At 57.8% G+C, this 25,910-nt stretch carries 23 protein-coding genes; 15 read left to right on the forward strand and 8 right to left on the reverse strand.

Annotation, left to right across the window (positions count from 1 at the left end):
- Positions 1-64 precede the first annotated feature (64 nt).
- Positions 65-2,347: a CHASE2 domain-containing protein gene (locus J1G37_RS03620; RefSeq protein ID WP_207040234.1), complete on the reverse strand. Its 2,283-nt coding sequence runs from the start codon at positions 2,345-2,347 to the stop codon at positions 65-67.
- Between the two features lie 325 nt (positions 2,348-2,672).
- Here J1G37_RS03620 and J1G37_RS03625 point away from each other — a divergent pair, with 325 nt between their 5' ends.
- Positions 2,673-3,392: a response regulator transcription factor gene (locus J1G37_RS03625; RefSeq protein ID WP_017736248.1), complete on the forward strand. Its 720-nt coding sequence runs from the start codon at positions 2,673-2,675 to the stop codon at positions 3,390-3,392.
- A gap of 97 nt (positions 3,393-3,489) precedes the next feature.
- On the opposite strand, the gene gyrB is transcribed toward J1G37_RS03625, so the two are convergent.
- Genes gyrB through dnaA form a run of 4 tightly spaced genes read right to left on the reverse strand, consistent with a single transcriptional unit; the run spans position 3,490 to position 9,679 of the window.
- Positions 3,490-5,907, reverse strand: coding sequence for a DNA topoisomerase (ATP-hydrolyzing) subunit B (gyrB, locus tag J1G37_RS03630; protein ID WP_017736246.1), 2,418 nt, complete (start codon positions 5,905-5,907; stop codon positions 3,490-3,492).
- Between the two features lie 4 nt (positions 5,908-5,911).
- Positions 5,912-7,015, reverse strand: a complete 1,104-nt coding sequence (gene recF, locus J1G37_RS03635; protein WP_207040235.1) for a DNA replication/repair protein RecF — start codon at positions 7,013-7,015, stop codon at positions 5,912-5,914.
- 10 nt (positions 7,016-7,025) lie between these two features.
- Positions 7,026-8,129: a DNA polymerase III subunit beta gene (gene dnaN / locus J1G37_RS03640; RefSeq protein WP_017736244.1), complete on the reverse strand. Its 1,104-nt coding sequence runs from the start codon at positions 8,127-8,129 to the stop codon at positions 7,026-7,028.
- Between the two features lie 38 nt (positions 8,130-8,167).
- Positions 8,168-9,679: a chromosomal replication initiator protein DnaA gene (gene dnaA, locus J1G37_RS03645; RefSeq protein WP_207040236.1), complete on the reverse strand. Its 1,512-nt coding sequence runs from the start codon at positions 9,677-9,679 to the stop codon at positions 8,168-8,170.
- 586 nt (positions 9,680-10,265) lie between these two features.
- Between dnaA and rpmH the strand changes: the two genes are divergently transcribed.
- From rpmH to mnmE, 5 genes are all read left to right on the forward strand, one after another.
- Positions 10,266-10,400 (forward strand): 50S ribosomal protein L34, encoded by a 135-nt coding sequence (rpmH, locus tag J1G37_RS03650; protein ID WP_003213577.1) that lies wholly within the window; start codon positions 10,266-10,268, stop codon positions 10,398-10,400.
- 16 nt (positions 10,401-10,416) lie between these two features.
- Entirely contained in the window at positions 10,417-10,821 is a 405-nt protein-coding gene (gene rnpA / locus J1G37_RS03655; protein ID WP_207040237.1) for a ribonuclease P protein component, read from the forward strand.
- Positions 10,814-11,059: a membrane protein insertion efficiency factor YidD gene (gene yidD / locus J1G37_RS03660; protein ID WP_192298133.1), complete on the forward strand. Its 246-nt coding sequence runs from the start codon at positions 10,814-10,816 to the stop codon at positions 11,057-11,059. Before rnpA ends, yidD begins: the two co-directional genes overlap by 8 nt.
- A gap of 2 nt (positions 11,060-11,061) precedes the next feature.
- A complete protein-coding gene (gene yidC / locus J1G37_RS03665; protein ID WP_124527025.1) occupies positions 11,062-12,765 on the forward strand; it encodes a membrane protein insertase YidC in 1,704 nt (567 codons plus the stop codon).
- Between the two features lie 79 nt (positions 12,766-12,844).
- The gene (mnmE, locus tag J1G37_RS03670) at positions 12,845-14,215 is read left to right on the forward strand and encodes a tRNA uridine-5-carboxymethylaminomethyl(34) synthesis GTPase MnmE (RefSeq protein ID WP_017736240.1); all 1,371 of its coding nucleotides are present in this window, start codon (positions 12,845-12,847) and stop codon (positions 14,213-14,215) included.
- A gap of 19 nt (positions 14,216-14,234) precedes the next feature.
- Here mnmE and J1G37_RS03675 read toward each other — a convergent pair whose 3' ends face one another.
- From J1G37_RS03675 to J1G37_RS03685, 3 genes are all read right to left on the reverse strand, one after another.
- Positions 14,235-16,661, reverse strand: a complete 2,427-nt coding sequence (locus J1G37_RS03675) for a TonB-dependent siderophore receptor (RefSeq protein WP_207040238.1) — start codon at positions 16,659-16,661, stop codon at positions 14,235-14,237.
- Between the two features lie 89 nt (positions 16,662-16,750).
- On the reverse strand, positions 16,751-17,695 hold the full coding sequence (locus J1G37_RS03680) for a FecR domain-containing protein (RefSeq protein WP_207040239.1): 945 nt from the start codon (positions 17,693-17,695) through the stop codon (positions 16,751-16,753).
- Positions 17,695-18,201, reverse strand: a complete 507-nt coding sequence (locus J1G37_RS03685; RefSeq protein WP_207040240.1) for a sigma-70 family RNA polymerase sigma factor — start codon at positions 18,199-18,201, stop codon at positions 17,695-17,697. The genes J1G37_RS03680 and J1G37_RS03685 overlap by 1 nt, the downstream gene beginning before the upstream one ends.
- A gap of 564 nt (positions 18,202-18,765) precedes the next feature.
- Between J1G37_RS03685 and mnmG the strand changes: the two genes are divergently transcribed.
- The 9 genes from mnmG (at position 18,766) to J1G37_RS03730 (ending at position 25,907) form a co-directional block, all read left to right on the forward strand.
- Positions 18,766-20,658 carry a tRNA uridine-5-carboxymethylaminomethyl(34) synthesis enzyme MnmG gene (mnmG, locus tag J1G37_RS03690; RefSeq protein ID WP_207040241.1) on the forward strand — a complete coding sequence of 631 codons (1,893 nt, stop codon included), beginning with the start codon at positions 18,766-18,768 and terminating at the stop codon, positions 20,656-20,658.
- Positions 20,655-21,299 (forward strand): 16S rRNA (guanine(527)-N(7))-methyltransferase RsmG, encoded by a 645-nt coding sequence (gene rsmG, locus J1G37_RS03695; RefSeq protein ID WP_071494728.1) that lies wholly within the window; start codon positions 20,655-20,657, stop codon positions 21,297-21,299. The genes mnmG and rsmG overlap by 4 nt, the downstream gene beginning before the upstream one ends.
- Positions 21,300-21,317: 18 nt before the next feature.
- A complete protein-coding gene (locus J1G37_RS03700; protein WP_017736233.1) occupies positions 21,318-22,115 on the forward strand; it encodes a ParA family protein in 798 nt (265 codons plus the stop codon).
- A 9-nt stretch (positions 22,116-22,124) separates the two neighbouring features.
- A complete protein-coding gene (locus J1G37_RS03705) occupies positions 22,125-22,997 on the forward strand; it encodes a ParB/RepB/Spo0J family partition protein (RefSeq protein ID WP_124527020.1) in 873 nt (290 codons plus the stop codon).
- 148 nt (positions 22,998-23,145) lie between these two features.
- The gene (locus J1G37_RS03710) at positions 23,146-23,553 is read left to right on the forward strand and encodes a F0F1 ATP synthase subunit I (RefSeq protein ID WP_010565865.1); all 408 of its coding nucleotides are present in this window, start codon (positions 23,146-23,148) and stop codon (positions 23,551-23,553) included.
- 16 nt (positions 23,554-23,569) lie between these two features.
- On the forward strand, positions 23,570-24,439 hold the full coding sequence (gene atpB / locus J1G37_RS03715; protein ID WP_017736231.1) for a F0F1 ATP synthase subunit A: 870 nt from the start codon (positions 23,570-23,572) through the stop codon (positions 24,437-24,439).
- A 134-nt stretch (positions 24,440-24,573) separates the two neighbouring features.
- Positions 24,574-24,831, forward strand: a complete 258-nt coding sequence (atpE, locus tag J1G37_RS03720; protein WP_002555987.1) for a F0F1 ATP synthase subunit C — start codon at positions 24,574-24,576, stop codon at positions 24,829-24,831.
- A gap of 56 nt (positions 24,832-24,887) precedes the next feature.
- Entirely contained in the window at positions 24,888-25,358 is a 471-nt protein-coding gene (locus J1G37_RS03725; protein ID WP_017736230.1) for a F0F1 ATP synthase subunit B, read from the forward strand.
- Positions 25,359-25,370: 12 nt separating this feature from the next.
- Positions 25,371-25,907 (forward strand): F0F1 ATP synthase subunit delta, encoded by a 537-nt coding sequence (locus J1G37_RS03730; RefSeq protein ID WP_017736229.1) that lies wholly within the window; start codon positions 25,371-25,373, stop codon positions 25,905-25,907.
- The last annotated feature ends 3 nt before the right edge of the window (positions 25,908-25,910 follow it).

The following is a 25,910-nucleotide window of genomic DNA, read 5'->3' on the forward strand; positions in this document are numbered from 1 at the left end:
TTTTCCCGCATAAAAAAACCGGTCCTTGCGACCGGTTTTTTATGCACAGCGAAAAATACGTTTTTCAGTCGTCGAGCAACGGCAATTGCAGGCTGAACGTAGTGCCCTTGCCCACCGTGCTTTCGCAACTGATACGCCCGCCATGGCGTTCCACGACGGCCTTGACCATGGTCAGCCCCAACCCCAGGCCATCGCTGCCCTGGGCCGATTCAAAGCGTCGGTATTGGCTGAACAACTCCGGCAAGTCCTCGGCGGCAATCCCCGGCCCCTGATCGCTGATGCGGCATTCCAGCCAGCCCTCTGTGGTGCCGTGGCGCAACCTGACGGTGGTGCCGGAGGGCGAATACTTGATGGCGTTTTCCAGGACGTTGAACAACGCACGGGTCAGCAGCGATTGATCGGCCGACACCATGCCCTCGTCAGCTTCATCCAGGTCATGGACCAGATGAATCCCCTTGAGCTGGGCCAGCAACGCGACCTGGTCAAACGCATCCATCACCAACATGGCGAACAGCGTCGGCTGGAAGTGGTAGCCGTCCGCCTCGGCCTTCGCCAACTGCACAAAGGATTCGGTGAGGCTCAAGGCACGGCGTACCTGTTGCTCGATCTGGGCGAATACCAGCGACTCGCTGCCGTGTACATCCAACAGCGCCAGGATCGCCGAGTGCGGCGCACGCAAGTCATGGGAGAGAAAGCGCAGCATCGTCTCGCGGTGCTGCTGGGCTTCGCGCTCCTTGCTCAAGTCCGTCAGGCTCAGCAGCCAGCCCAGGGCGATGTCACCTTCTGCGGGCAGCAGCGGCGCGAGCTCCATGCGCAGGCTGCGCTGGTGGATATCCCGGAACTCGATCAGCTCCAACGCCGAGAGGGCAGGGCGCACACCATTGTGCAGCGGTGGGTAGCCAAGGTCGGCCAGTTGTTCGAGGAGGTTTTCACTGACCAAATCATTGCCGAACACTTCCCGGGCGATGCGGTTAGCCAGCAGGATATTGCCCTTGGGATCGGTAATCAGCGTCGCCACCGGCAGGCACTCCAGGCCATCGGCCATGAAGCGCCGGGTGTCGCGTGTACGGCTGACGGCTTGCTCCAGGGCAAAGATACGGCCCTGCAAGACATCGCCTTTGCTGGCGGGGGCACGACGGCGTTCGGGCAGCACTTTGGGTTCGTTGTCCAGGCGCGCCAGTTCCCAGCCGAAGTAGGCCAGGATCACGCTGAGGCGCCGCCAGTTCCAGATCAGGTAGCTGAGCAGCAAACCGATCAGGCAGGCGGCAGGCGACCACCAGTGGCCCAGGCGCAACAGTGCCAGAGACCCGATCAGCGCAGCGGCCATGCAGCCCAGCGTCATCCACAGCGCGTAACGCGGCCGATAAAGCAGCAGGCCGAGCAGCAAGGCCACCAGGGAAGTCGCCATCAGCGCCGCGAGCCACCCAGGCAGATCCACAATGCTGCGCTCTTGCAGCAAACCGTTGAGCACATTGGCCTGGATCTCGACACCGGCTGTGGTGCCAAGCGTGGACGAAATGGGTGTAGCAAACCGATCACCCATTCCAGAAGCGGTCGCCCCGACCAGGATCAGACGGTTACGCAGCAACTCGGGGGAGACTTCACCGCGCAATACGCTGACGTAGGACACACTGGGGAAGTGGCTGTGGGCCGCGATAAACGGAATGCGAATGCCATGCTCACGGTGCCATTGTTCACTGACTTTGCCATGGGATTCAGCGGGCATCGGCGTGGGCTGCTGGGTGCCCATCTGATAGGCCAGCCAAGCCAGTTGCGGTGCCATGGCATCCAACGGACCTTCACGCAAATACAGGCTGCGCACGACGCCGTCATTGTCTGCCTCGACATTGATATGCCCCACTCCCTTGGCGCATTTGAGCAGCGGCTGCATTTGTTCAGCAGGTTGGATGTAACTCGCCGGCCCTTCACGCAGCAACGGCAACAGCACGTTGCCGGCGTTGCACACCGCATCGGCCAGGCGTTTGTCATTGGCAGGGTTACCCGGCTCGCTGAAGACCACGTCGAACAGGATCGCGGCCGGTTGCGCGGCACTCAGGCGGTCGATCAAATCGGCGTGCAAGCTGCGCGGCCAAGGCCATTGCCCCAACTTCTTAAGGCTGGGGCCGTCGATGGTCACCAACAGGATGCGCGGGTCTACCGGTATGGGTGTGAGGCGGCGAAGGCTGTCGTAAAGCGGGTTGTTCAACGCCAGGCCTGGGCTCATGGACAAGTACGCGGTGATGGGCAACAACAGCAGACCAATCCACAACCACTCGCGTACCAGGCCATGGAACAGCCGTTGGGCATGGGTGGGTTGGCGTTTTTCGGGCTTGCCCCAGAGCATCATAGGTCAACGTGCCTGTGCTGTTATCGAGTAGTGGACGAGGTCATGGACCGTGGCTTTGCTCATCGTAGGACGACACTGGAGTTTACGACAGCGCACGCGTCGGCTGATCCTTTTACTTACGGTCAGGAGCCGGTATCTTTCCCACACAGGTACCGCGGACTTTCAAAGGCTTAACCGCTGATTGATCCCAGCGTACCGAGAGATCCAAGGGGTCGATGAATCTGCGCACAATTCTTCAGATTCAACGACCGGCATCTACGCAGCACGTGCCCTTATTCGAAACAGGCCAACGGCTGCCATACTTTTCAAGACGAAAGGACCACCCATGCGTGTCGCAATACTGGATGACGAACCCGCCGAACTGCGCCGGGTGGAACAGACACTGCGACAGATCCCCAGCACCGCCGAACAGCCTTGGACCCTGCACTGCTTTGAACGCGGTGAAGACCTGCTGCGCCAACTGCGCCGGGAAACCTTCGACCTACTGATCCTCGACTGGCAACTGCCGGATATCACCGGCATCGCTTTGCTGCGCTGGACCCGCGAACACATGGAGTCGCCGCCCGCAGTCATCATGCTCACCAGCCGTGATGCCGAGAGCGATATCGTCACCGCATTGAACAGCGGCGCCGATGATTACGTCAGCAAGCCCTTTCGGCCCAATGAGCTGAAGGCGAGGGTGGCAGCGGTGTTGCGTCGGCATGGCCTGCAAAAGTCGGCAACCCATGAAGTACAGAGCTTCAATGACCTGACCTTTGACGACGCCGAATTGACCGTGACCCGTGCAGGAAAACCGATCAACCTCACTGAGCGTGAATACCGATTGGCCAGTTGCCTGTTTGCCAACCTGGCACGGCCGCTGTCCCGTGAGTACCTGTATGAGCGGTTTTGGACCCATGAAGAGATGGTGTCATCGCGGCCGTTGGACACGCATATCTACCGACTGCGCAACAAGCTGGGGCTCACGGCGGACAGGGGTTGGCAGCTGTTGACGATCTACGGGTATGGGTATCGGTTGGAGAGTGTGGCGGCGACTTCGCCGTGATGTTCCACGTGGAGCATTTTCGAATGAGCTGTGTTTTCACCCAATAAAAAAGGCCAACGCTAAGCGTTGGCCTTTTAGGTTTAGCGGTGTACCAGGATCAGAAATCCAGGTTAGAAACCGCCAACGCATTGCTCTCGATGAAGTCACGGCGAGGTTCGACCGCATCACCCATCAGGGTGTTGAAGATCTGGTCTGCGCCAATGGCGTCTTCGATGGTCACGCGCAGCATGCGACGCTGGCTTGGGTCCATGGTGGTTTCCCACAGCTGATCCGGGTTCATTTCGCCCAGACCTTTGTAGCGCTGGATGGTGTGGCGCTTGGTGCTTTCAGCCATCAGCCAGTCGAGGGCTTCTTTGAATTCCTTGACCTGCTTCTTGCGTTCGCCACGCTGGATGTACGCGCCGTCGTCCAGGAGGGTGCTCAGTTGAGCGCCCAGGGTCACCACGGTTTTGTAGTCGTTGCTGCCGAAGAAGTCGCGGTTGAAAGTGACGTAGTTCGACAGGCCGTGGGAGATCAGTTCGACCTCTGGCAGCCAGACGTTACGTTCACGGTCTTCGCGCAGGCTGGCTTTGTACACCAGGCCGGACTTCTCGGAGGTGCGCAGGCGCACTTCGTACTGAGCCAGCCAATCCTGCATTGCTGCGTGATCGCCCAACTGTTCCAGGCTTACGGCTGGCAGGTAGATGAAGTGCTCGGTCAGCTCCTGCGGGTACAGGCGCGACAGACGCTTGAGGGTCTTCATCACCATGCGGAAGTCGTTAACCAGGCGCTCCAGCGCCTCACCGGAGATGCCTGGGGCTTCGTCGTTCAAGTGCAGACTGGCATCTTCCAGGGCCGACTGCGTCATGTACTCTTCCATGGCGTCGTCGTCTTTGATGTATTGCTCTTGCTTGCCCTTTTTCACTTTGTATAACGGCGGCTGGGCGATGTAGATGTAGCCGCGCTCGATCAGCTCCGGCAGCTGACGGAAGAAGAAGGTCAGCAGCAAGGTACGGATGTGCGAACCGTCGACGTCAGCATCGGTCATGATGATGATGTTGTGATAACGCAGCTTGTCGATGTTGTACTCGTCACGGCCGATACCGCAGCCCAGCGCCGTGATCAAGGTGCCGACTTCCTGGGAGGAAATCATCTTGTCGAAGCGTGCCTTCTCAACGTTGAGAATCTTACCCTTCAACGGCAGGATGGCCTGGGTGCGACGGTTACGACCCTGCTTGGCGGAGCCGCCAGCAGAGTCACCTTCCACCAGGTACAGTTCGGAGAGGGCAGGGTCCTTCTCCTGGCAGTCAGCCAGTTTGCCCGGCAGGCCAGCGATGTCCAGCGCACCTTTACGGCGGGTCATCTCACGGGCCTTACGCGCGGCTTCACGGGCACGTGCGGCGTCGATCATCTTGCCGACCACCAGCTTGGCTTCGTTCGGGTTCTCCAACAGGAAGTCGGAGAAGTATTTGCCCATCTCCTGTTCCACTGCGGTCTTCACTTCGGAAGACACCAGCTTGTCTTTGGTTTGGGAACTGAACTTAGGGTCCGGCACTTTTACCGAGATAATCGCGGTCAGGCCTTCGCGGGCATCGTCACCGGTGGTGGCAACTTTGTGCTTTTTGGCCAGGCCTTCGGCTTCGATGTAGGTGTTCAGGTTACGCGTCAGTGCGGAACGGAAACCCACCAGGTGAGTACCGCCGTCGCGCTGTGGAATGTTGTTGGTGAAGCACAACAGGTTCTCGTTGAAGCTGTCGTTCCACTGTAGGGCGATTTCCACGCCGATGCCGTCTTCACGCTGGATGTTGAAGTGGAACACCTGGTTGACCGCAGTCTTGTTGGTGTTCAGGTATTCAACGAACGCACGCAGGCCGCCTTCGTACTTGAACAGCTCTTCCTTGCCGCTGCGCTCGTCCTTGAGGACGATACCCACACCGGAGTTGAGGAAGGACAGTTCACGAATACGCTTGGCCAGGATGTCCCAGCTGAAGTGGATATTCTTGAAGGTTTCAGCCGATGGCTTGAAGTGGATCTGCGTACCGGTGGTTTCGCTGTCGCCAACGATTTTCATCGGCTCTTGTGGAACACCGTGGACGTAGGTCTGTTCCCAGATCTTGCCGCTGCGGCGAACGGTCAGAATCAACTCTTCGGACAGTGCGTTCACCACCGACACACCTACACCGTGCAAACCGCCGGAGACTTTGTAGGAGTTGTCATCGAACTTACCGCCGGCGTGGAGCACGGTCATGATGACCTCTGCCGCCGAAACGCCTTCTTCTTTGTGCACATCGACCGGAATGCCGCGACCGTTGTCGCGCACGGTGATGGACTCATCCGGGTGGATGATGATGCTGATGTCGTCGCAGTGACCGGCCAGCGCTTCGTCGATGGAGTTATCGACCACCTCGAACACCATGTGGTGCAGACCGCTACCATCATCGGTGTCGCCAATGTACATACCGGGACGTTTGCGTACGGCATCCAAACCTTTCAGCACTTTAATGCTGGTCGAGTCGTACGTGTTTTCTTCGCTCATGCCTTCACTCCCGATGGTCGTGGGTCTGGGTGATACGGCCCTGTTCCACGTGGAACAAAGCGACTGGCGTTTCCGTCTGCCAGCCTTCCCTCAATAATTCGTGGTCTACACAAGTGATAAACACCTGGCAGCGTAAGTCTTCCAACAAGCGGCATAACGCGCGGCGGTGTTGCTCGTCGAGTTCGGACGGCAAGTCATCCACCAGATAAATACACTGACCGCGTCGGGCCTGGCTAACCAAATGCCCCTGGGCGATACGCAGCGCGCACACCACCAACTTCTGCTGGCCACGGGACAAGATATCCGCGGCATTATGTGCGCCTAATCTAAGGCGCAGATCAGCCCGTTGGGGGCCGGCCTGGGTATGGCCAATTTGCTGGTCCCGCTGCAAGGACGTGGCGAGCACTGCACTCAGTTCACGCTCTTTGTCCCAGCCACGGTAGTAGCTCAGCGTCAGCCCTTCGAGATCCAACAACTCGCTCAAGGTCTGCTCAAAGACTGGTTTCAAGGCTTTGATATAAGCGCGGCGGTATTCATCTATTTCGTCGCTGGCCAGGCACAGTTCCCGGTCCCAGGCCGCTTGCGAAGCGGCGTCAAGTGTACCATGCCGCAGCCACGAGTTCCGCTGCCGCAGGGCCTTCTGCAGGCGCTGCCAAGTGGCCATGAATCGCGGTTCCACGTGGAACACTCCCCAATCGAGGAACTGTCTGCGAATTTTTGGCGCACCTTCCAACAGGCGAAAGCTGTCGGGGTTGATCAATTGCAGTGGCAGGATTTCCGCCAGCTGGGCCGCACTGCGTGCATTTTGGCCGTCAATGCGGATCTGGAACTCACCACCGCGATCACGGGATATCCCCAAGGCACTGTTGCCGCCTTCCGCCAGTTCGACTTGGCCGAATACCGTGCACGCCAATTGTTCGTACTGGATAACCGGTAACAAGCGGGCACTGCGAAAGGAACGGGCAAGCCCCAACAAGTGGATGGCTTCCAGCACGCTGGTTTTGCCACTGCCGTTGGCGCCGTAGAGGATATTGATGCGGGGGGAGGGGGAGAAGGTCACCGGGTGCAGATTGCGCACCGCGGTGACCGAGACGCGACTAAGGGACATCTAGCTTCTATTACAGGCGCATCGGCATAACAACGTAAGCCGAGTCGTCGTTGTCGGATTCCTGCACGAGGGCGCTGCTGTTGGAGTCCGACAAAATCAGGCGAACCTGTTCGGTGGTCATCACACCCAGCACATCGAGCAAGTAGCTCACGTTGAAGCCGATTTCCAGGGAGCCGCCGTTGTAGTCAACGCCCACTTCTTCTTCCGCTTCTTCCTGCTCCGGGTTGTTGGCCTGGATTTTCAGCTGACCGTTGGCCAGTTGCAAACGAATACCACGGTACTTCTCGTTGGACAGGATCGCCGTACGGCTGAACGCTTCACGCAAGGCCTGGCGGTCGCCGATCACCAGCTTGTCGCCACCCTTGGGCAGCACGCGCTCGTAATCCGGGAACTTGCCGTCAACCAGCTTGGAGGTGAAGGTGAACTCACCGGTGGTGGCGCGGATATGGTGTTGGCCCAAGACGATGCTGACGTTGCCATCCGGCTCGGTGAGCAGGCGCGCCAGTTCGAGGATACCTTTGCGCGGCACGATCACCTGGTGACGGTCCGGTTGGCCGATGTCGGCTTTCATCGAGCACATGGCCAAGCGGTGACCGTCGGTGGCCACAGCGCGGATGATGCCTTCAGACACTTCCAGCAGCATGCCGTTGAGGTAGTAACGCACGTCCTGTTGCGCCATGGCGAAGCTGGTGCGTTCGATCAAGCGACGCAGCTTGCTCTGCTCCAGGCTGCAGGTCAGCGAGCCCGGGCCTTCTTCCACGGTTGGGAAATCATTGGCTGGCAGCGTGGACAGGGTGAAACGGCTACGGCCGGCCTTGACCACCAACTTGGCGTCATCAACTTTGATATCGATCAGCGCGTCGTTCGGCAGGCTTTTGCAGATATCCATCAGCTTGCGCGCCGGCACGGTGATCTCGCCAGGTTCGGCGGGTTCTTCCAACTGCACACGACCGACCAGTTCGACTTCCAGGTCGGTACCGGTCAGGGACAATTGCTGGCCTTCGACCACCAGCAATACGTTGGAAAGCACCGGCAAGGTCTGTCGGCGCTCGACGACGCCTGCGACCAGTTGCAGGGGTTTCAACAGGGCTTCGCGTTGAATGGTGAAATGCATGGTCTAGTCCCTTGCCTTAATAAGCTGCGCTGGTGTCATCACGTAGTCAGTGTACGCAGCAGGTTCTTGTAGTCCTCGCGAATATCCGCGTCGGATTCCTTGAGTTCGTTAATCTTGCGGCACGCGTGCAACACGGTGGTGTGATCGCGGCCACCAAACACATCGCCGATTTCCGGCAGGCTGTGGTTGGTGAGCTCTTTGGAGAGCGCCATGGCCACTTGCCGTGGACGTGCCACCGAGCGCGAGCGGCGCTTGGACAGCAGGTCGGAAATCTTGATTTTGTAGTATTCGGCAACCGTGCGCTGAATGTTATCCACACTCACCAGTTTGTCTTGCAGCGCCAGCAGGTCTTTCAGGGATTCACGGATCAACTCGATAGTGATATCGCGGCCCATGAAGTGCGAGTGGGCGATGACCCGCTTGAGTGCGCCTTCCAGCTCACGCACGTTGGAACGAATGCGCTGGGCGATAAAGAAGGCGGCGTCGTGGGGCAGGTCGACCTTCGCCTGGTCGGCCTTTTTCATCAGGATCGCGACGCGGGTTTCCAGCTCCGGCGGTTCTACCGCAACGGTCAGGCCCCAGCCGAAGCGCGACTTCAAGCGTTCTTCCAGGCCTTCGATTTCCTTCGGGTAGCGGTCACTGGTCAAGATGACCTGTTGGCCGCCTTCGAGCAGGGCGTTGAAGGTGTGGAAGAACTCTTCCTGGGAACGTTCCTTGCGCGCGAAGAATTGAATGTCATCGATCAGCAACGCATCAACCGAGCGGTAGAAACGCTTGAACTCGTTGATAGCGTTGAGCTGCAAGGCTTTGACCATGTCAGCGACGAAGCGCTCCGAGTGCAGGTACACGACCTTGGCATTCGGGTTCTTCTTTAATAGGTGGTTACCCACAGCGTGCATCAAGTGGGTCTTACCCAAGCCAACGCCACCATAAAGGAAGAGCGGGTTGTAACCATGCTTGGGGTTGTCGGCGACCTGCCAGGCTGCGGCGCGGGCCAACTGGTTGGATTTACCTTCGACAAAGTTCTCAAAGGTAAAGGTGCGATTCAGGTAGCTGGTGTGCTTGAGCGCGCCTTCGACTTGCACGGTGCGCTGCTCGGCGCGAACCGGTGCTTGCTGGGAGCTGGCACCGGCCATCGGGTCGAAGCTGTCGCGTGACGGCTCTTCGTTCTCGGGCGCGCTTTTTTGCGCGGAGGGCTTGGATGGCACGGGGGCTGGAGCCGGCGCAGCCGGTGCAGTCGCAACCTGGGCTTGCGACGCGGCAGCCGCCAGCGGCGCATTCGGCGCAGCACGAGGGGCGGAGCTACGTTTGCTACCTATTAATAAGGAGAGCACGGGCGCGACGCCGTTGCCGTGTTCATCGAGCAACTCGAGAACGCGGCTCAGGTACTTCTCGTTGACCCAGTCGAGAACAAACCGATTGGGTGCGTAGACACGCAACTCGTCGCCTTCGGCTTCGACTTGTAGTGGACGGATCCAGGTGTTGAATTGCTGGGCAGGCAGCTCCTCGCGCAAAAGCTCCACGCACTGCTGCCAAAGTTCCACTGACACGGATATCCCCTAAGTTGAAAGCCGGTGAGGCAAAAACAGCCGCCATTGTAGCGGCGCGCTGCCCACTTATCCACATGTAGGTTGCGCACAAGGCAGCCAAAATCAACGCGTTAACCACAAAAAAAGCGACCAATGGTCTGTGCATAAGCTCTGTGGATAAGCGCACCTAAGCTCGTTGCACAAGTGGGGGCGAAAGTCTGTGGGTAACTGACCTGTGGATAACAACCCATTCCACCCACAGCTTATCCGACAGTGCAGCACAGGCAGAGCCCAGTTTCTCCCCCGTGTTGTCATTCTCTGTACATCAGGTGGAATATGGCCTCAAGGCAGTTATCCACAGATGATCGCCGCCCTAGCTTTTATAAGCTTTACAGAAAAGCTTTAAATAACTTCCTTCTTTATTTTTATATCTAGGGCATTGCCCATGAAAGCCGAGCGGATAGAAAAGGGCGCTTTGCCGTATAGAGATCTAATTGAAGGAAAAGCTGGTTGGAAATTGACCTAGAGGCTTGCTTTCTCTAGAATCGCCGGTCTCTTAAAACGGGGGCCATTCCGGCCCGTTGTGGACGAACCAGGTAACAACGCCATGAAACGTACTTTCCAACCAAGCACCATCAAACGCGCCCGCACCCACGGTTTCCGTGCTCGCATGGCTACCAAGAACGGCCGTGCTGTCCTGTCGCGTCGTCGCGCCAAAGGTCGTGCACGTCTGGCAGTTTGATAATCCGGTACCTGTGGTGAGTCAGGACTTCAGTCGGGAAAAGCGTCTGCTAACCCCCCGGCACTTCAAGGCAGTCTTTGACTCCCCCACCGGCAAGGTTCCGGGGAAAAATCTCCTGCTCCTTGCGCGTAACAACGATCTGGATCACCCCCGTCTCGGGTTGGTGATCGGCAAGAAGAGCGTAAAGCTCTCCGTTGAGCGCAATCGCCTCAAGCGTCTGATGCGCGAATCGTTTCGCCTCCACCAGGACACTCTGGTTGGTTGGGATATTGTTATCGTCGCGCGCAAAGGCTTGGGGGACGTAGAAAACCCCGAATTGATTCAGCATTTCGGCAAGCTCTGGAAACGTTTGGCGCGTACCAACAAGCCAGCACCAGCAGTCAGCACCGAAACTGTAGGGGTAGACAGTCCTGATGCGTAAACTGGCAATCGTTCCGATCCAGTTTTATCGCTATGCCATTAGTCCCCTGATGGCCAACCACTGTCGTTTCTACCCCAGTTGTTCCTGCTACGCGTTAGAGGCCATAGAAAATCATGGTCTTCTGCGCGGTGGCTGGCTGACCTTTCGTCGTTTAGGTCGCTGTCATCCGTGGAATGCCGGTGGTTATGACCCGGTTCCACCTATCCCTACCTCCCGTTCTTCTTCGATGGCCGAGTAATCATGGATATTAAACGCACGATCCTGATCGTCGCCCTGGCAATCGTGTCCTACGTCATGGTCCTTAATTGGAACCAGGACTACGGCCAAGCTGCCCTGCCGACTCAGAATGTTGCTGCCAATGCTGTTCCAGCGGGGCTTCCCGATACAGTGAGTGGCACCAACACTGCCGCCAGTGATGACATTCCACGCGCAGCGGGCGAAACAAACGCACCCGCCGAAGTACCAGTTGCCGCCAGCACAGACCTCATCCAGGTAAAAACGGATGTATTGGACCTGGCTATCGACCCGCAAGGTGGCGATGTCGCCAAACTGACACTTCCGCTGTATCCGCGTCGTCAGGATCACCCGGAAATTCCATTCCAGTTGTTCGATAACGGTGGCGAACGTGTTTATCAGGCCCAAAGTGGCTTGATCGGCACCAACGGCCCTGATGCGAGCCCTACCGGTCGTCCGGTTTTCTCCTCGGAGAAGAAGAGTTATCAACTGGCCGATGGCCAGGACCAGTTGGTCGTTGACCTGAAGTTCAGCAAGGACGGCGTCAACTACATCAAGCGTTTCACGCTGAAACGCGGCCTGTACGACATCGTTGTCACCTACTTGATCGACAACCAGAGCGCGCAGCCTTGGACTGGCGCAATGTTTGCCCAGCTCAAGCGTGACGCCAGCTCCGATCCGTCGTCCAGCACCGCTACTGGCACCGCGACTTACCTGGGCGCAGCCCTGTGGACAAGTTCGGAGCCGTACAAAAAAGTGTCGATGAAAGATATCGACAAGGTTGCCGAAGACAAGCAAAAGGCCCCGATCACCTATAACGTGAACGGCGGCTGGGTTGCCTGGTTGCAACACTACTTCGTGACCGCGTGGATTCCTCAGCCTGGCCAGAACAACCTGGTCGCGGCGCGCAAGGACACCAAAGGCAACTACATCATTGGCTACACTGGCCCGGCGTTGACCGTCGCACCAGGTGCCAAGGCTGAAACCAGCGCCACTTTGTACGCCGGCCCGAAAAGCCAGGCTGTGCTCAAAGAGTTGTCCCCAGGTCTGGAACTGACTGTGGACTACGGCATTCTGTGGTTCATTGCCCAGCCGATTTTCTGGCTGCTGCAACATATCCACAGCATCGTCGGTAACTGGGGTTTCTCGATCATCTTCCTGACCATGCTGATCAAAGGGATCTTCTTCCCTCTGTCGGCAGCCAGCTACAAGTCGATGGCGCGCATGCGTGCCGTGGCCCCGAAACTGGCAGCGTTGAAAGAGCAACATGGTGACGACCGGCAGAAAATGTCGCAGGCCATGATGGAGCTGTACAAGAAAGAGAAGATCAACCCGCTGGGTGGATGCTTGCCGATTCTGGTACAGATGCCGGTGTTCCTCTCGCTTTACTGGGTTCTCCTGGAAAGCGTGGAAATGCGCCAGGCGCCGTTCATCCTGTGGATTACTGACCTGTCGATCAAAGACCCGTTCTTTATCCTGCCGATCATCATGGGCGCAACCATGTTTATCCAGCAGCGTCTGAACCCGACTCCGCCGGATCCGATGCAGGCCAAGGTCATGAAAATGATGCCAATCATCTTCACCTTCTTCTTCCTGTGGTTCCCAGCTGGTCTGGTGCTGTACTGGGTAGTCAACAACGTGTTGTCGATCTCTCAACAGTGGTACATCACACGTAAAATCGAAGCGGCTACCAAAAAAGCCGAAGCGTAATTTACTCTGTGGGTAACCACTCAAGACGCCCCCTAGTGGGGCGTTTTGCTTTCCGTCACTTTTGTTCTGGAACCTGCTGATGAGTGCTCCTCGTGAAACCATCGCTGCTGTCGCTACCGCTCAAGGTCGCGGCGGTGTCGGTATTGTGCGTATTTCCGGGCCGCTTGCCGGCGTGGCTGCCCAGGCCATCAGCGGGCGGGAATTGAAACCGCGCTACGCACATTACGGCCCTTTCCTCGATGCTGACCAAAGCGTGTTGGACGAAGGCCTGGCCCTCTATTTCCCGGGACCGAATTCGTTTACCGGCGAAGATGTCCTGGAACTGCAGGGCCACGGTGGTCCGGTCGTCCTCGACATGTTGTTGCAGCGCTGCCTGCAATTGGGCTGCCGTCTGGCGCGGCCGGGGGAGTTCAGCGAACGCGCGTTTCTGAACGACAAACTCGACCTGGCCCAGGCCGAAGCGATTGCCGATTTGATCGAGGCCAGTTCTGCACAGGCTGCGCGTAATGCGTTGCGCTCGTTGCAGGGCGCTTTTTCCCTGCGTGTGCATAACTTGACCGAGCAATTGATCAGCTTGCGCATCTATGTCGAGGCGGCGATTGATTTTCCCGAGGAGGAAATCGACTTCCTCGCCGATGGCCACGTGCTGGCGATGCTGGATAAAGTCCGCGAGGAATTATCCACAGTGCTGCGCGAAGCCGGGCAGGGTGCATTGCTGCGTGACGGTATGACCGTGGTGATCGCCGGGCGGCCCAATGCCGGCAAATCCAGCCTGCTCAACGCCCTGGCCGGGCGCGAAGCGGCCATCGTCACTGAGATTGCCGGCACGACGCGGGATATCCTGCGCGAACATATCCACATCGATGGCATGCCGCTGCATGTGGTCGACACCGCCGGTTTGCGGGATACGGATGACCAGGTCGAGAAAATCGGCGTGGAACGGGCGCTCAAGGCCATCAGTGAGGCCGATCGCGTGTTGCTGGTGGTGGATGCCACCGCGCCTGAGGCGGTGGACCCCTTTGCCCTGTGGCCGGAATTCCTCGAACAGCGGCCGGACCCGGCCAAAGTCACGTTGATCCGTAACAAGGCTGACCTGACGGGCGAGGCGATTGCCATGGAAACCAGCGAGGATGGCCACGTTACCATCAGCCTGAGCGCCAAGTCAGCGGGTGATGGCCTGGAATTGCTTCGCGACCATCTCAAGGCCTGCATGGGCTACGAGCAGACCTCGGAAAGCAGCTTCAGTGCGCGGCGCCGGCACTTGGAGGCGCTGCGCCATGCCAGCGCGGCGCTGGAGCATGGTCGCGCACAGCTGACCCTGGCGGGCGCTGGAGAGCTGCTGGCCGAAGATTTACGCCAGGCGCAGCAACTGCTGGGGGAAATCACCGGCGCATTCAGCTCCGATGATTTGTTGGGGCGGATCTTCTCCAGCTTCTGCATCGGCAAATAGCCGAGTTATCCACAGCGCTTTACCAGTTATACGACACCGTACCCAGTAAGGTACGGCTGTCGCCCCAGTAGCAACGCCCCGCATCGTTGCAACCGGATACATATTCCTTGTCGAACAGGTTCTTGGCGTTCAGGTCCAGCGACCAGTGTGGGTCGATCTGATAACCCACAACCGCATCCACCAACGTGACGCTTCCAGGGTCGAGCTTGCCGTACAAGCTCGGCTTGCTGTAGGAAAACGCGCTGTCGAAGTAACGCACGCCGCCGCCAAAAGACAGCCCCTTGAGTGGGCCATCGAGCATGCGATATTTGCCCCAGATCGACGCCTGGTTGCGGGGAACTCCCGTCATCTGCCGGCCTTCTACCAGGGAACCGACCGTATCCTTGGTTATCCGAGCGTCGGTATAGGTGTAAGCCGCCGTCACATTCAGGTTCGGTGTGAGGTTGCTGTTGATCTCGACTTCCGCACCTTTGGCGCGACTCTCGCCCACTTGGCGGTACGTGTTGGTCGTGGAATCGAGGTAGGTATCGTCCTCCTTGCGCAAGTCATACACCGACAGTGTCATCGCCGTGTCCCAGCCAATCGGCTCGTACTTCAAACCCACTTCATATTGACGACTGGTGATCGGCTTGAGCGGTGAGCCTGTCACCGAGATCTGCTGCACCGGCACGAATGCAGTGGAGTAGCTGACATACGGCGTCAGGCCGTTGTCGAATTGGTACATCACGCCACCTTGGTAGGTGAACTTCTGTTCCGTGGTGCTGGAGTCGGTCGAAGGCTTCACCTTGTCGCGAAAATCACTGTCTACCCAATCCTGACGACCGCCAAGCAAGAACAACCAGTGGTCATACTTACTCTGGATCTGTGCATAAACCCCTTTCATCTGCTGTTCCAGCAGGGTGTTTTGGATAGCGAGCGGTGTGGTCGGTTCGCGCAGGTAAACCGGGTTATACACATTGATCGTTCCGGCGAAACCAGCGTCCCAGTCCTGGTTGAACGAGGTCCGGTCGTAGCTCGCGCCGAACAGCACAGTGTTTTCCAGTTCGCCCAGCTGGAATTTTCCTTCCAGTTGGTTATCCAGGGAGTACACCATCGACTTGTTGTAGCGGTCGTAGGCGTTCATGTTCAGCCGGGTGCCGAAGCCCTGATTGTTCAGGTCGCCCGGCCAGGTCTCATGGCGGTTGATTCGTGACTGCATGTAACGCGAGTTCTGGCGGAACTGCCAATCGTCATTGAAGCTGTGGCTGAACTCGTAGCCCGTACTCCAGGCTTCCCGCTCAAAGGTGTTCCAATTCGGGTCGCCGAGCATGGTGTGCTTGGATAACTTGCCATTTGGGTTGGTCAGCAAAGTACCAGCCGCGGGTAAGCCAAGCTCCAGGTTGGTGTGGTCTTTCTGGTAGTTGGCCAACAGCGTAAGGGTGTTGTAATCGTCGAAATTCAGGGTCAGGGACGGCGCGATGTAGAGGCGATCATCCGGCACATGGTCCGTCTGGGTGTCGGACTTGCGGCCAAGCATCACCACGCGGCCCAGAATGTTGCCTGCGTCAGTGAGCGGGCCGGAGATATCCACACCTAGCTGGCGACGGTTATTCGAGCCATAACCCAGTTGCACTTCGCCCTGTGGCATGGCGGTTGGATGCTTGCTCACCAGGTTCACCAGGCCGCCGGGGGCGTTTTCGCCATAAAGCAGGGACGACGGGCCACGGAAGATCTCCACCCGTTCCAGGCCATAGGGCTCGCTGGTAGTGTCGTACCGATTGCCTTGTACGCGTAGGCCATCGCGCAGCAATCCGTAGCCGTAATCGGTGGCGTTGAAACCGCGAATGAAAAACAGGTCACCCGCCAGACCATCACCGGCGGCGAACGGCGGCGCGAAGATACCGGGCACATAACCGAGCACTTCGGTCAGGGTCTGGGACTTCTGGTCCTTGATGCGCTGGCCGGTGACCACCGATACCGAACGCGGAGTTTCCGACAAAGGCGTACTGGTCTTGGTGCCGACTCGGCTGTTTTGTGCCTTGTAGCCGACGTCTGCGGCGATCTCTTGAGTGAAACCAGCCTGTTGATAAGTACTGATGGTGGTCGGGGCCAGGGTTAATTCCCCGGTAGGTGCGGCTTGTAGTACATAACTGCCCGGCGCCTGGACGACGGCCTGTAGGCCAGATTCACGCAGTAACAGTGCAAAACCTTGCTCTACCGAGTAATCCCCAACCAACCCCGGACTGCGCAATCGTGCGGTTTGCTGTGGGGAAAAAGACAGAATGATATTGGCCCTGGCGGCGAATTGGCTCAAGGCGCTGTCCAGCGGGCCGGCGGCAATGCTGTAGTGCGCAGCCATCGCACTGGAAGGCAGGAACACCCCGACCGCAGTGGCGGCGCCCAACAGTAAACCGTAGGTAATGCCGTGGCAGGAGAGTCGCTGGCGAAGCTGGTTAGGAAGGCGCATGTATGGGGAAGCCCTGAAGGTTGCGTCGTAATTACCTGTAGGGCCGCGCCAGGCAGAAAAAAGATAACCCCCTTGTGGACTATTTTTTGTCAGCCGATTCGCTGCACCAACACCCAATAGCGGGTGAAGTATTTCACCTGGATCGGCAGCGTCGCCTGCAAGTTGGCCAGCACGGCATCGGTGGAATCCAGGCGGAACGTCCCGGACACGCGCAGGCGCTGCGCAGCCCGGTCGCACTGGAGGGTGCCGGGGCGGTAACGGGCCAGTTCGTCGATGACGTCACCGAGCCGCGCGTCCAAAACGATCAACTGGCCATCAACCCAAGCCGCTTGAGTACGAAAATACTGTTGATCCGGTCCTACGTTTTGCCGATCGAAGTCAGCGCTTTCGCCGGCGACGAGCACACGCCGGTGTGTAGGCTGATCACCCGGCGACACGCTTACTGTGTCCTCCAACACACCGACCCGTGTGGAATCCGCCAATTGGCGCACGCTGAATCGCGTGCCCAATGCCTGGACCCGGCCTTGGCGAGTGTCGACATAAAAGGGCGTTTGGCCGCCCAATTTGCCGGTGTGGATAAGTACTTCACCTTCGCGCAGGCGAATCAAACGCTGGCGTCCATCGAACGCGACATCGATAGCGGTGCCGGTATTGAGGTCAATTTGCGTACCGTCGGCCAGTTCGATACGCCGCCGCTGTCCTACAGCAGTGCGGTAGTCGGCCCATACATTGCCCAGGGACGTATGTTGCTGAACATTCCAACCGAGATACCCAGCGCCGCCGAGTGCCAGCATCCACTTGAGCACCTCCCGGCGTTGTTGCGTGGTCGACAATGCTCGGCGGGTAACGTCCTGGGGCAGGGCACCGAGACTGCGCTGCAATTGTTCCATCTGGTTCCACGCAGCCTGATGGGACGGATCGCCATTGAGCCATTGTTGCCACGCGTATCGTTCGGCAGGTGTTGGCGGCTGTGACTGAAACTGCACATACCAGCTGGCAGCCGCCTCGAAGGTCTTGCGGTCAGGCGCTGCCATCAGAGGCCGGCCATGATCAACGCGCACTCGGTCAGCGCGCGGACCATGTGCTTTTTCACGGTGGTCAGGGAGACCTGCAGTTGATCGGCGATTTGTTGATAAGTCAGCCCGTCGATCTGCGACAGCATGAATATCCGCCGCGCTCGCTCCCCTAGGCCAGACAGTGCTTTATCCACAGCCACCAGGGTTTCGATGATGATTGCTTTGTCTTCTTCACTGATGGCTGTGGCTTCAGGGCGTTCGGCCAGGGTTTGCTTATAAGCCTGTTCGACGGCATGCCGGCGATAACGGTCAATCACCAGGCCTTTGGCAATGGTCGCTAGATAGTCACGCGGTTCCATGATCTGCGCGGCATGGCGCCCGCCGAGGATTCGCACGAACGTATCGTGCGCTACGTCGGCCGCATCGCAAGCGTTATGCAATTTACCTTTGAGCCATCCCTGTAGCCACGAATGGTGCTGTTCGTAGATGTGCTGGACGGCGGCCGTGTGTGAAGGAGGGGACATAGGGCGCGACAAGGCAGGTTAATGATAATCGCTATTATTAACTGCCCTGCGGTTTTCTCACAATAGGTCTCTCTTTTACGGGCCCAGCTGCGAATCGAACGATTGCGGCGGCTTCGTCACGCCCGAAATACCCAGCGATTCATCGATTTCTGTGGATTAAGCCCTGTGAATAACCGCCCCTGTGCCCAGTTGATAACAGGGCTTGAAAACTGAAGATAAACCCGTCTGTGGATAACCACCTGTTTAATCCACAGGCTTAAAGCACTTATCCAAGGGCCTCATCGGTACATGACCACAGACTTTTGAATCGCTGTACACAACGTAAATAAAGGCCTGTAGAGATCTATCCACAGAAAGAAGGCTCAGTAGAAATAAACATAAAAACAAAGATTTAATAAATTTCTCTCTTTTAATTTCTATTGTCCGTGATTCATCCACAGCTGGTTAAATTTTGTGCAAAGGGTTCTTTAGGAAGGGCTAAGTCCCTATACTTGCCGCCAAAGCTCTAAATCTCTTTCAACAGACAATTCCTGATTACCTACATAAGCAGGCACGAGGTGCGTGGTGGATTTCCCTTCCCGTTTTGAAGTGATCGTCATCGGCGGCGGTCATGCCGGTACCGAGGCAGCACTGGCGTCAGCACGCATGGGCGTAAAAACCCTGTTGCTCACGCACAACGTGGAAACCCTCGGTGCAATGAGTTGCAACCCCGCCATTGGTGGGATCGGCAAAAGCCATTTGGTTAAAGAAATCGACGCCCTTGGCGGCGTGATGGCCATGGCTACCGACAAGGGTGGTATTCAATTTCGCGTGCTCAACAGCCGTAAAGGCCCAGCCGTGCGTGCCACTCGGGCACAAGCTGACCGCATCCTGTACAAGGCGGCTGTACGCGAAACTCTGGAAAACCAACCGAACCTGTGGATATTTCAACAGGCTGCGGATGACCTGATCGTCGAACAAGACCAGGTACGCGGTGTTGTCACTCAGATGGGCCTGCGTTTCTTCGCAGAATCCGTGGTGTTGACCACCGGTACGTTCCTCGGCGGACTTATCCACATCGGTATGCAGAACTATTCCGGCGGTCGTGCCGGTGATCCGCCGTCGATTGCCCTGGCAAAACGCCTGCGTGAATTGCCGCTGCGCGTCGGTCGCCTGAAAACCGGTACCCCGCCGCGTATCGACGGGCGTTCTGTGGACTTCTCGGTGATGACCGAACAAGCCGGTGATACGCCGATTCCGGTGATGTCGTTCATGGGCTCCAAAGAGCAGCACCCGAAACAGGTGAGCTGCTGGATTACCCACACCAATGCCCGCACCCACGAAATCATCGCGGCGAACCTCGACCGTTCGCCGATGTATTCCGGGGTGATCGAAGGGATTGGCCCGCGTTATTGCCCGTCGATCGAAGACAAGATCCATCGCTTTGCCGACAAGGAAAGCCACCAGGTCTTTATCGAGCCCGAAGGCTTGACCACCCATGAGCTGTACCCGAACGGCATTTCGACTTCCCTGCCGTTCGACGTGCAAATCCAGATCGTGCAATCGATTCGCGGCATGGAAAACGCGCACATCGTGCGTCCGGGCTACGCCATCGAGTACGACTATTTCGATCCGCGTGACCTGAAGTACAGCCTGGAAACCAAAGTGATCGGCGGTTTGTTCTTCGCCGGCCAAATCAACGGCACCACCGGTTACGAAGAAGCCGGCGCCCAAGGTTTGCTGGCCGGGACCAACGCCGCACTGCGTGCACAGGGCAAAGACAGCTGGTGCCCGCGTCGCGACGAAGCGTACATCGGCGTGTTGGTGGATGACCTGATCACCCTGGGTACCCAGGAACCGTACCGGATGTTCACTTCCCGGGCGGAATACCGCCTGATCCTGCGCGAAGACAACGCCGACCTGCGCTTGACCGAAAAAGGCCGCGAGCTTGGCTTGGTCGATGATGCGCGCTGGGAAGCCTTCTGCAAGAAACGCGAAAGCATCACGTTGGAAGAGCAGCGCCTGAAAAGCACCTGGGTTCGCCCGGGTACCGAGCAAGGCGATGCGATTGCGCAAAAATTCGGTACGCCGCTGACCCACGAGTACAACTTGCTCAACCTGCTGTCGCGCCCGGAAATCGACTACGCTGGTCTGGTCGAAGTGACCGGCGGTGGCGCAGAAGATCCACAGGTTGCCGAACAGGTCGAGATCAAGACCAAGTACGCCGGTTACATTGACCGTCAGCAGGATGAGATCGCTCGCTTGCGCGCCAGTGAAGATACCAAGCTGCCTGTGGATATCGATTACACCGGGATTTCCGGGCTGTCGAAAGAAATCCAAAGCAAGCTGGGGATAACTCGGCCAGAAACCCTGGGCCAGGCTTCACGTATCCCCGGTGTCACACCGGCAGCCATTTCGCTGTTGATGATTCATTTGAAAAAACGCGGCGCGGGCCGTCAGTTGGAGCAAAGCGCTTGAGTTCGTTGGTCACCTCGCAACACGCCGAAGAGTTATCCACAGGTGCGCGCCAGTTGGGCGTCGACCTGACCCCGGCCCAGCACGAATTGCTGCTGGGTTACCTGGCCCTGTTGATCAAATGGAACAAGGCCTACAACCTGACCGCAGTGCGCGATCCAGACGAAATGGTTTCACGTCACTTGCTCGACAGCTTGAGCGTGATGCCGTTTATCGAAAACGGTCGCTGGCTCGACGTCGGCAGTGGCGGCGGCATGCCTGGCATTCCGTTGGCCATCCTGTTTCCCGAGTCGCAAGTGACCTGCCTGGACAGCAACGGCAAGAAAACGCGCTTCCTGACCCAGGTCAAACTCGAACTCAAGCTGGACAACCTGCAAGTTATCCACAGTCGCGTCGAAGCCTTCACGCCTGAACAGCCCTTCAACGGAATTGTTTCCCGGGCCTTCAGCAGCATGGAGAACTTCAGCAACTGGACTCGCCACCTCGGCGACCGTGACACCCGCTGGCTGGCAATGAAGGGCGTCCATCCAAGCGACGAGCTGTTAGCATTGCCGGCAGACTTCCACCTCGATAGCGAACACGCCTTGGCCGTACCCGGTTGCCAAGGCCAACGCCATCTGCTGATACTGCGCCGCACGGCATGATTGGGAACACAAGCAAGAATGGCTAAGGTATTCGCGATAGCGAACCAGAAAGGTGGCGTGGGCAAAACCACCACCTGCATCAACCTCGCAGCATCCCTGGTGGCTACCAAGCGCCGGGTGCTGTTGATCGATCTCGATCCACAGGGCAACGCCACCATGGGTAGCGGTGTGGATAAACACGGCCTGGAAAACTCGGTCTACGACTTGCTGATCGGCGAGTGCGACCTGGCCCAGGCCATGCACTTTTCCGAGCACGGTGGTTACCAACTGCTGCCGGCCAACCGCGATTTGACCGCGGCGGAAGTGGTGCTGCTGGAAATGCAGATGAAAGAAAGCCGTCTGCGCAGCGCCTTGGCGCCGATCCGCGAGAACTACGATTACATTTTGATCGACTGCCCGCCGTCGCTGTCGATGCTCACGCTGAACGCGTTGGTGGCAGCTGATGGGGTGATTATCCCCATGCAGTGCGAATACTACGCACTGGAAGGGTTGAGCGACCTTGTGGATAACATCAAGCGTATCGCCGAGCTGCTCAACCCGAACCTGCAGATCGAAGGCCTGTTGCGGACCATGTTCGATCCGCGCCTGAGCCTGATGAACGACGTGTCGGCACAGCTCAAGGAACACTTCGGCGACCAGCTCTACGACACCGTGATCCCGCGCAACATCCGCCTGGCCGAAGCGCCAAGCTACGGCATGCCTGCGCTGGCGTACGACAAATCCTCGCGTGGCGCCATTGCCTACCTGGCCCTGGCTGGCGAGATGGTTCGCCGTCAACGCCGCAACTCACGCACCGCTGCAGCCCAGCCAACTTAAGGAATCCCCATGGCCGTCAAGAAACGAGGTCTCGGACGTGGACTGGATGCACTGTTGAGTGGTCCGACCGTCACATCGCTTGAAGAGCAAGCGGTGCAGGCCGACGAGCGCGAGCTGCAACACCTGCCCCTGGACCTGATCCAGCGTGGCAAATACCAGCCACGCCGGGACATGGACCCCCAGGCGCTGGAAGAACTGGCCAACTCGATCAAGGCCCAGGGCGTGATGCAGCCGATCGTGGTTCGCCCGATCGGCGGCGGGCGCTTTGAAATCATCGCCGGTGAACGCCGCTGGCGTGCCAGCCAGCAGGCCGGCAAGGACACCATCCCGGCGATGGTGCGCGATGTGCCGGATGAAACCGCGATCGCTATGGCGTTGATCGAGAACATCCAGCGGGAAGACCTCAACCCGGTCGAAGAAGCGATTGCATTGCAGCGCTTGCAGCAGGAGTTCCAACTGACCCAGCAACAAGTGGCTGACGCAGTGGGCAAGTCCCGCGTGACCGTGTCCAACCTGCTGCGCCTGATCGCACTGCCGGAAGTCATCAAGACCATGCTGTCCCATGGCGACCTGGAAATGGGTCACGCCCGTGCTTTGCTGGGTTTGCCGGAAAATCAACAGGTTGAAGGGGCGCGACACGTTGTCGCACGAGGGCTCACCGTTCGTCAGACCGAGGCCCTGGTTCGCCAGTGGTTGAGCGGCAAACCTGCACCGGTCGAAACGAGCAAACCTGATCCGGATATCGCCCGTCTCGAACAGCGCCTGGCCGAACGCCTAGGCTCTGCGGTGCAGATTCGCCACGGGAAGAAAGGCAAAGGCCAATTGGTCATCGGCTATAACTCTCTCGATGAGCTGCAGGGCGTCCTTGCCCACATCCGCTGAAACATTTACTCATGTAGCGTGTGATCGGAAATCACTACCCGGCAGTTGAATAGGGGCAGAACCGCCCCTATACTCTGCGCGCATTTTGTCGGCACAAATTATGCCAAGTTATTGATTTCCGGCAGCCGACCATTGAGGAGCAAGAGTGATGGAAACCCGCACGCCAAACACGTTGCCGTTCCATCGCTTGGCCGTTTTTCCGGTTTTATTGGCGCAATTTGTCATTTTGCTGATCGCCGCTTTGGCGCTTTGGTACTGGCATGGAGTCGTAGCCGGATATTCAGGACTCTGCGGAGGCCTGATAGCCTTGCTGCCCAATATGTATTTTGCTCACAGGGCCTTTCGGTTTTCCGGCGCCCGAGCAGCCCAGGCGATCGTCCGGTCATTTTATGCCGGCGAAGCAGGGAAACTGATTTTGACGGCAGTGCTGTTTGCACTGACCTTTGCAGGTGTGAAGCCATTGGCGCCGCTGGCTGTATTCGGCGTCTTCGTGTTGACCCAACTGGTCAGCTGGTTCGCTCCCCTGCTAATGAAAACAAGACTTTCGAAACCTTAGGGCGTTTGAGGCAACCATGGCAGAAACAACCGCTTCGGGCTATATCCAGCACCACTTGCAGAACCTGACCTTCGGTCAGCTTCCTAATGGCGGCTGGGGCTTTGCCCACTCCGCAGCAGAGGCCAAAGAAATGGGCTTCTGGGCTTTCCACCTGGATACTCTGGGTTGGTCGGTCGCATTGGGTCTGATCTTCGTCCTGATTTTCCGCATGGCGGCAAAGAAGGCGACTTCCGGTCAGCCAGGTGCTTTGCAGAACTTCGTTGAAGTATTGGTCGAATTCGTCGATGGCAGCGTGAAAGACAGCTTCCATGGCCGTAGCCCGGTGATTGCACCGCTGGCACTGACCATCTTCGTCTGGGTGTTCCTGATGAACGCCGTCGACCTGATCCCGGTTGACTGGATTCCTCAGCTCGCCATGGCGATCAGCGGCGACCCGCACATCCCATTCCGTGCCGTATCGACCACTGACCCGAACGCTACCCTGGGCATGGCCCTGTCGGTATTCGCGTTGATCATTTTCTACAGCATCAAGATCAAGGGCATCGGCGGCTTCATCGGCGAACTGACCCTGCACCCGTTCGGCAGCAAGAACATCTTCGTTCAAGCTCTGCTGATCCCGGTGAACTTCCTGCTGGAATTCGTGACCCTGATCGCCAAGCCGATCTCCCTGGCCCTGCGACTGTTCGGCAACATGTATGCCGGCGAGCTGGTGTTCATTCTGATCGCTGTGATGTTCGGCAGCGGCCTGCTCTGGCTTAGCGGCCTGGGCATTGTTCTGCAGTGGGCGTGGGCTGTGTTCCACATCCTGATCATCACCCTGCAGGCCTTCATCTTCATGATGCTGACCATCGTCTACCTGTCGATGGCGCACGAAGAGAACCATTAAGACCAGTCTCGACTAGTCTGATGTCCTTCCCGGTCAAACGGGAAGGTAGGCCCTACCGGGCTATGAAACGATTTGTTTTACCGCTTTAAAATCTAAAAAACCTAAACCATACGACGTAAAAGTCGGGAGGAAAGATGGAAACTGTAGTTGGTCTAACCGCTATCGCTGTTGCACTGTTGATCGGCCTGGGCGCCCTGGGTACTGCCATTGGTTTCGGCCTGCTGGGCGGCAAGTTCCTGGAAGGCGCAGCGCGTCAGCCAGAAATGGTTCCAATGCTGCAAGTTAAAATGTTCATCGTCGCCGGCCTGCTCGACGCCGTGACCATGATCGGTGTTGGTATCGCTCTGTTCTTCACCTTCGCGAACCCTTTCGTTGGTCAACTCGCCGGTTAATCACTCGTCTTTTCGAGTGATTGGTGTGTTGTGCAACGAATGAGCGAGGTATTGGCGTGAACATTAATGCAACCATTATTGGTCAGTCCTTAGCGTTCTTGATTTTTGTCGTTTTCTGCATGAAGTTCGTATGGCCTCCGGTCATCGCAGCTCTGCACGAACGTCAGAAGAAGATTGCGGATGGACTGGACGCTGCAGCACGAGCAGCTCGCGACCTGGAGTTGGCCCAAGATAAAGCGGGTCAACAACTGCGCGAAGCGAAAGCTCAAGCAGCCGAAATCATTGAGCAAGCCAAGAAACGCGGTAACCAGATTGTTGAAGAGGCTGTTGAAAAAGCCCGTATCGACGCTGACCGTGTGAAGGTTCAGGCTCAGGCCGAGATCGAGCAGGAACTGAATAGTGTCAAAGACGCGCTGCGTGCCCAACTGGGTGCCCTGGCCGTTGGCGGTGCTGAGAAGATCCTGGGTGCCACAATCGATCAAAACGCGCACGCGGAGCTGGTTAACAAACTGGCTGCTGAAATTTAAGCGAGGGCGATCATGGCAGAATTGACCACGTTGGCCCGACCTTACGCTAAGGCAGCCTTCGAGCACGCCCAGGCCCACCAGCAGCTGGCCTCTTGGTCAGCCATGCTCGGCCTGGCTGCAGCAGTGTCGCAAGACGACACCATGCAGCGCGTGCTCAAGGCCCCGCGACTGACGAGCGCAGACAAGGCCGCCACTTTTATTGAAGTGTGCGGCGACAAGTTTGATGTGAAAGTGCAGAACTTCTTGCACGTCGTTGCCGAAAACGACCGTCTCCTGCTTTTGCCGGAGATTGCCGCTCTGTTCGACCTGTACAAGGCCGAGCAAGAGAAATCGGTAGACGTTGAAGTGACCAGTGCTTTCGCATTGAACCAAGAACAGCAAGACAAACTCGCCAAGGTTCTCAGTGCACGACTCGACCGGGAAGTGCGCCTGCAAGTTGCGGAAGACAAATCCCTCATTGGGGGCATTGTCATTCGCGCCGGCGACCTGGTTATCGATGGCTCGATTCGCGGCAAACTCGCGAATCTTGCCGAAGCATTGAAATCTTGAGTT

Source organism: Pseudomonas sp. Marseille-Q1929 (genome assembly GCF_017316265.1).
In the GTDB taxonomy this organism is placed as follows: domain Bacteria; phylum Pseudomonadota; class Gammaproteobacteria; order Pseudomonadales; family Pseudomonadaceae; genus Aquipseudomonas.

Excerpts from the sequence above, each read along its gene's own strand:
- J1G37_RS03620 (WP_207040234.1), bottom strand. The coding sequence starts at position 2,347 with ATGATGCTCTGGGGCAAGCCCGAAAAACGCCAACCCACCCATGCCCAA.
- J1G37_RS03625 (WP_017736248.1), top strand. The coding sequence starts at position 2,673 with ATGCGTGTCGCAATACTGGATGACGAACCCGCCGAACTGCGCCGGGTG.
- gyrB (WP_017736246.1), bottom strand. The coding sequence starts at position 5,907 with ATGAGCGAAGAAAACACGTACGACTCGACCAGCATTAAAGTGCTGAAA.
- recF (WP_207040235.1), bottom strand. The coding sequence starts at position 7,015 with ATGTCCCTTAGTCGCGTCTCGGTCACCGCGGTGCGCAATCTGCACCCG.
- dnaN (WP_017736244.1), bottom strand. The coding sequence starts at position 8,129 with ATGCATTTCACCATTCAACGCGAAGCCCTGTTGAAACCCCTGCAACTG.
- rpmH (WP_003213577.1), top strand. The coding sequence starts at position 10,266 with ATGAAACGTACTTTCCAACCAAGCACCATCAAACGCGCCCGCACCCAC.
- yidD (WP_192298133.1), top strand. The coding sequence starts at position 10,814 with ATGCGTAAACTGGCAATCGTTCCGATCCAGTTTTATCGCTATGCCATT.
- yidC (WP_124527025.1), top strand. The coding sequence starts at position 11,062 with ATGGATATTAAACGCACGATCCTGATCGTCGCCCTGGCAATCGTGTCC.
- mnmE (WP_017736240.1), top strand. The coding sequence starts at position 12,845 with ATGAGTGCTCCTCGTGAAACCATCGCTGCTGTCGCTACCGCTCAAGGT.
- J1G37_RS03675 (WP_207040238.1), bottom strand. The coding sequence starts at position 16,661 with ATGCGCCTTCCTAACCAGCTTCGCCAGCGACTCTCCTGCCACGGCATT.
- J1G37_RS03680 (WP_207040239.1), bottom strand. The coding sequence starts at position 17,695 with ATGGCAGCGCCTGACCGCAAGACCTTCGAGGCGGCTGCCAGCTGGTAT.
- J1G37_RS03685 (WP_207040240.1), bottom strand. The coding sequence starts at position 18,201 with ATGTCCCCTCCTTCACACACGGCCGCCGTCCAGCACATCTACGAACAG.
- J1G37_RS03700 (WP_017736233.1), top strand. The coding sequence starts at position 21,318 with ATGGCTAAGGTATTCGCGATAGCGAACCAGAAAGGTGGCGTGGGCAAA.
- J1G37_RS03705 (WP_124527020.1), top strand. The coding sequence starts at position 22,125 with ATGGCCGTCAAGAAACGAGGTCTCGGACGTGGACTGGATGCACTGTTG.
- J1G37_RS03710 (WP_010565865.1), top strand. The coding sequence starts at position 23,146 with ATGGAAACCCGCACGCCAAACACGTTGCCGTTCCATCGCTTGGCCGTT.
- atpB (WP_017736231.1), top strand. The coding sequence starts at position 23,570 with ATGGCAGAAACAACCGCTTCGGGCTATATCCAGCACCACTTGCAGAAC.
- atpE (WP_002555987.1), top strand. The coding sequence starts at position 24,574 with ATGGAAACTGTAGTTGGTCTAACCGCTATCGCTGTTGCACTGTTGATC.
- J1G37_RS03730 (WP_017736229.1), top strand. The coding sequence starts at position 25,371 with ATGGCAGAATTGACCACGTTGGCCCGACCTTACGCTAAGGCAGCCTTC.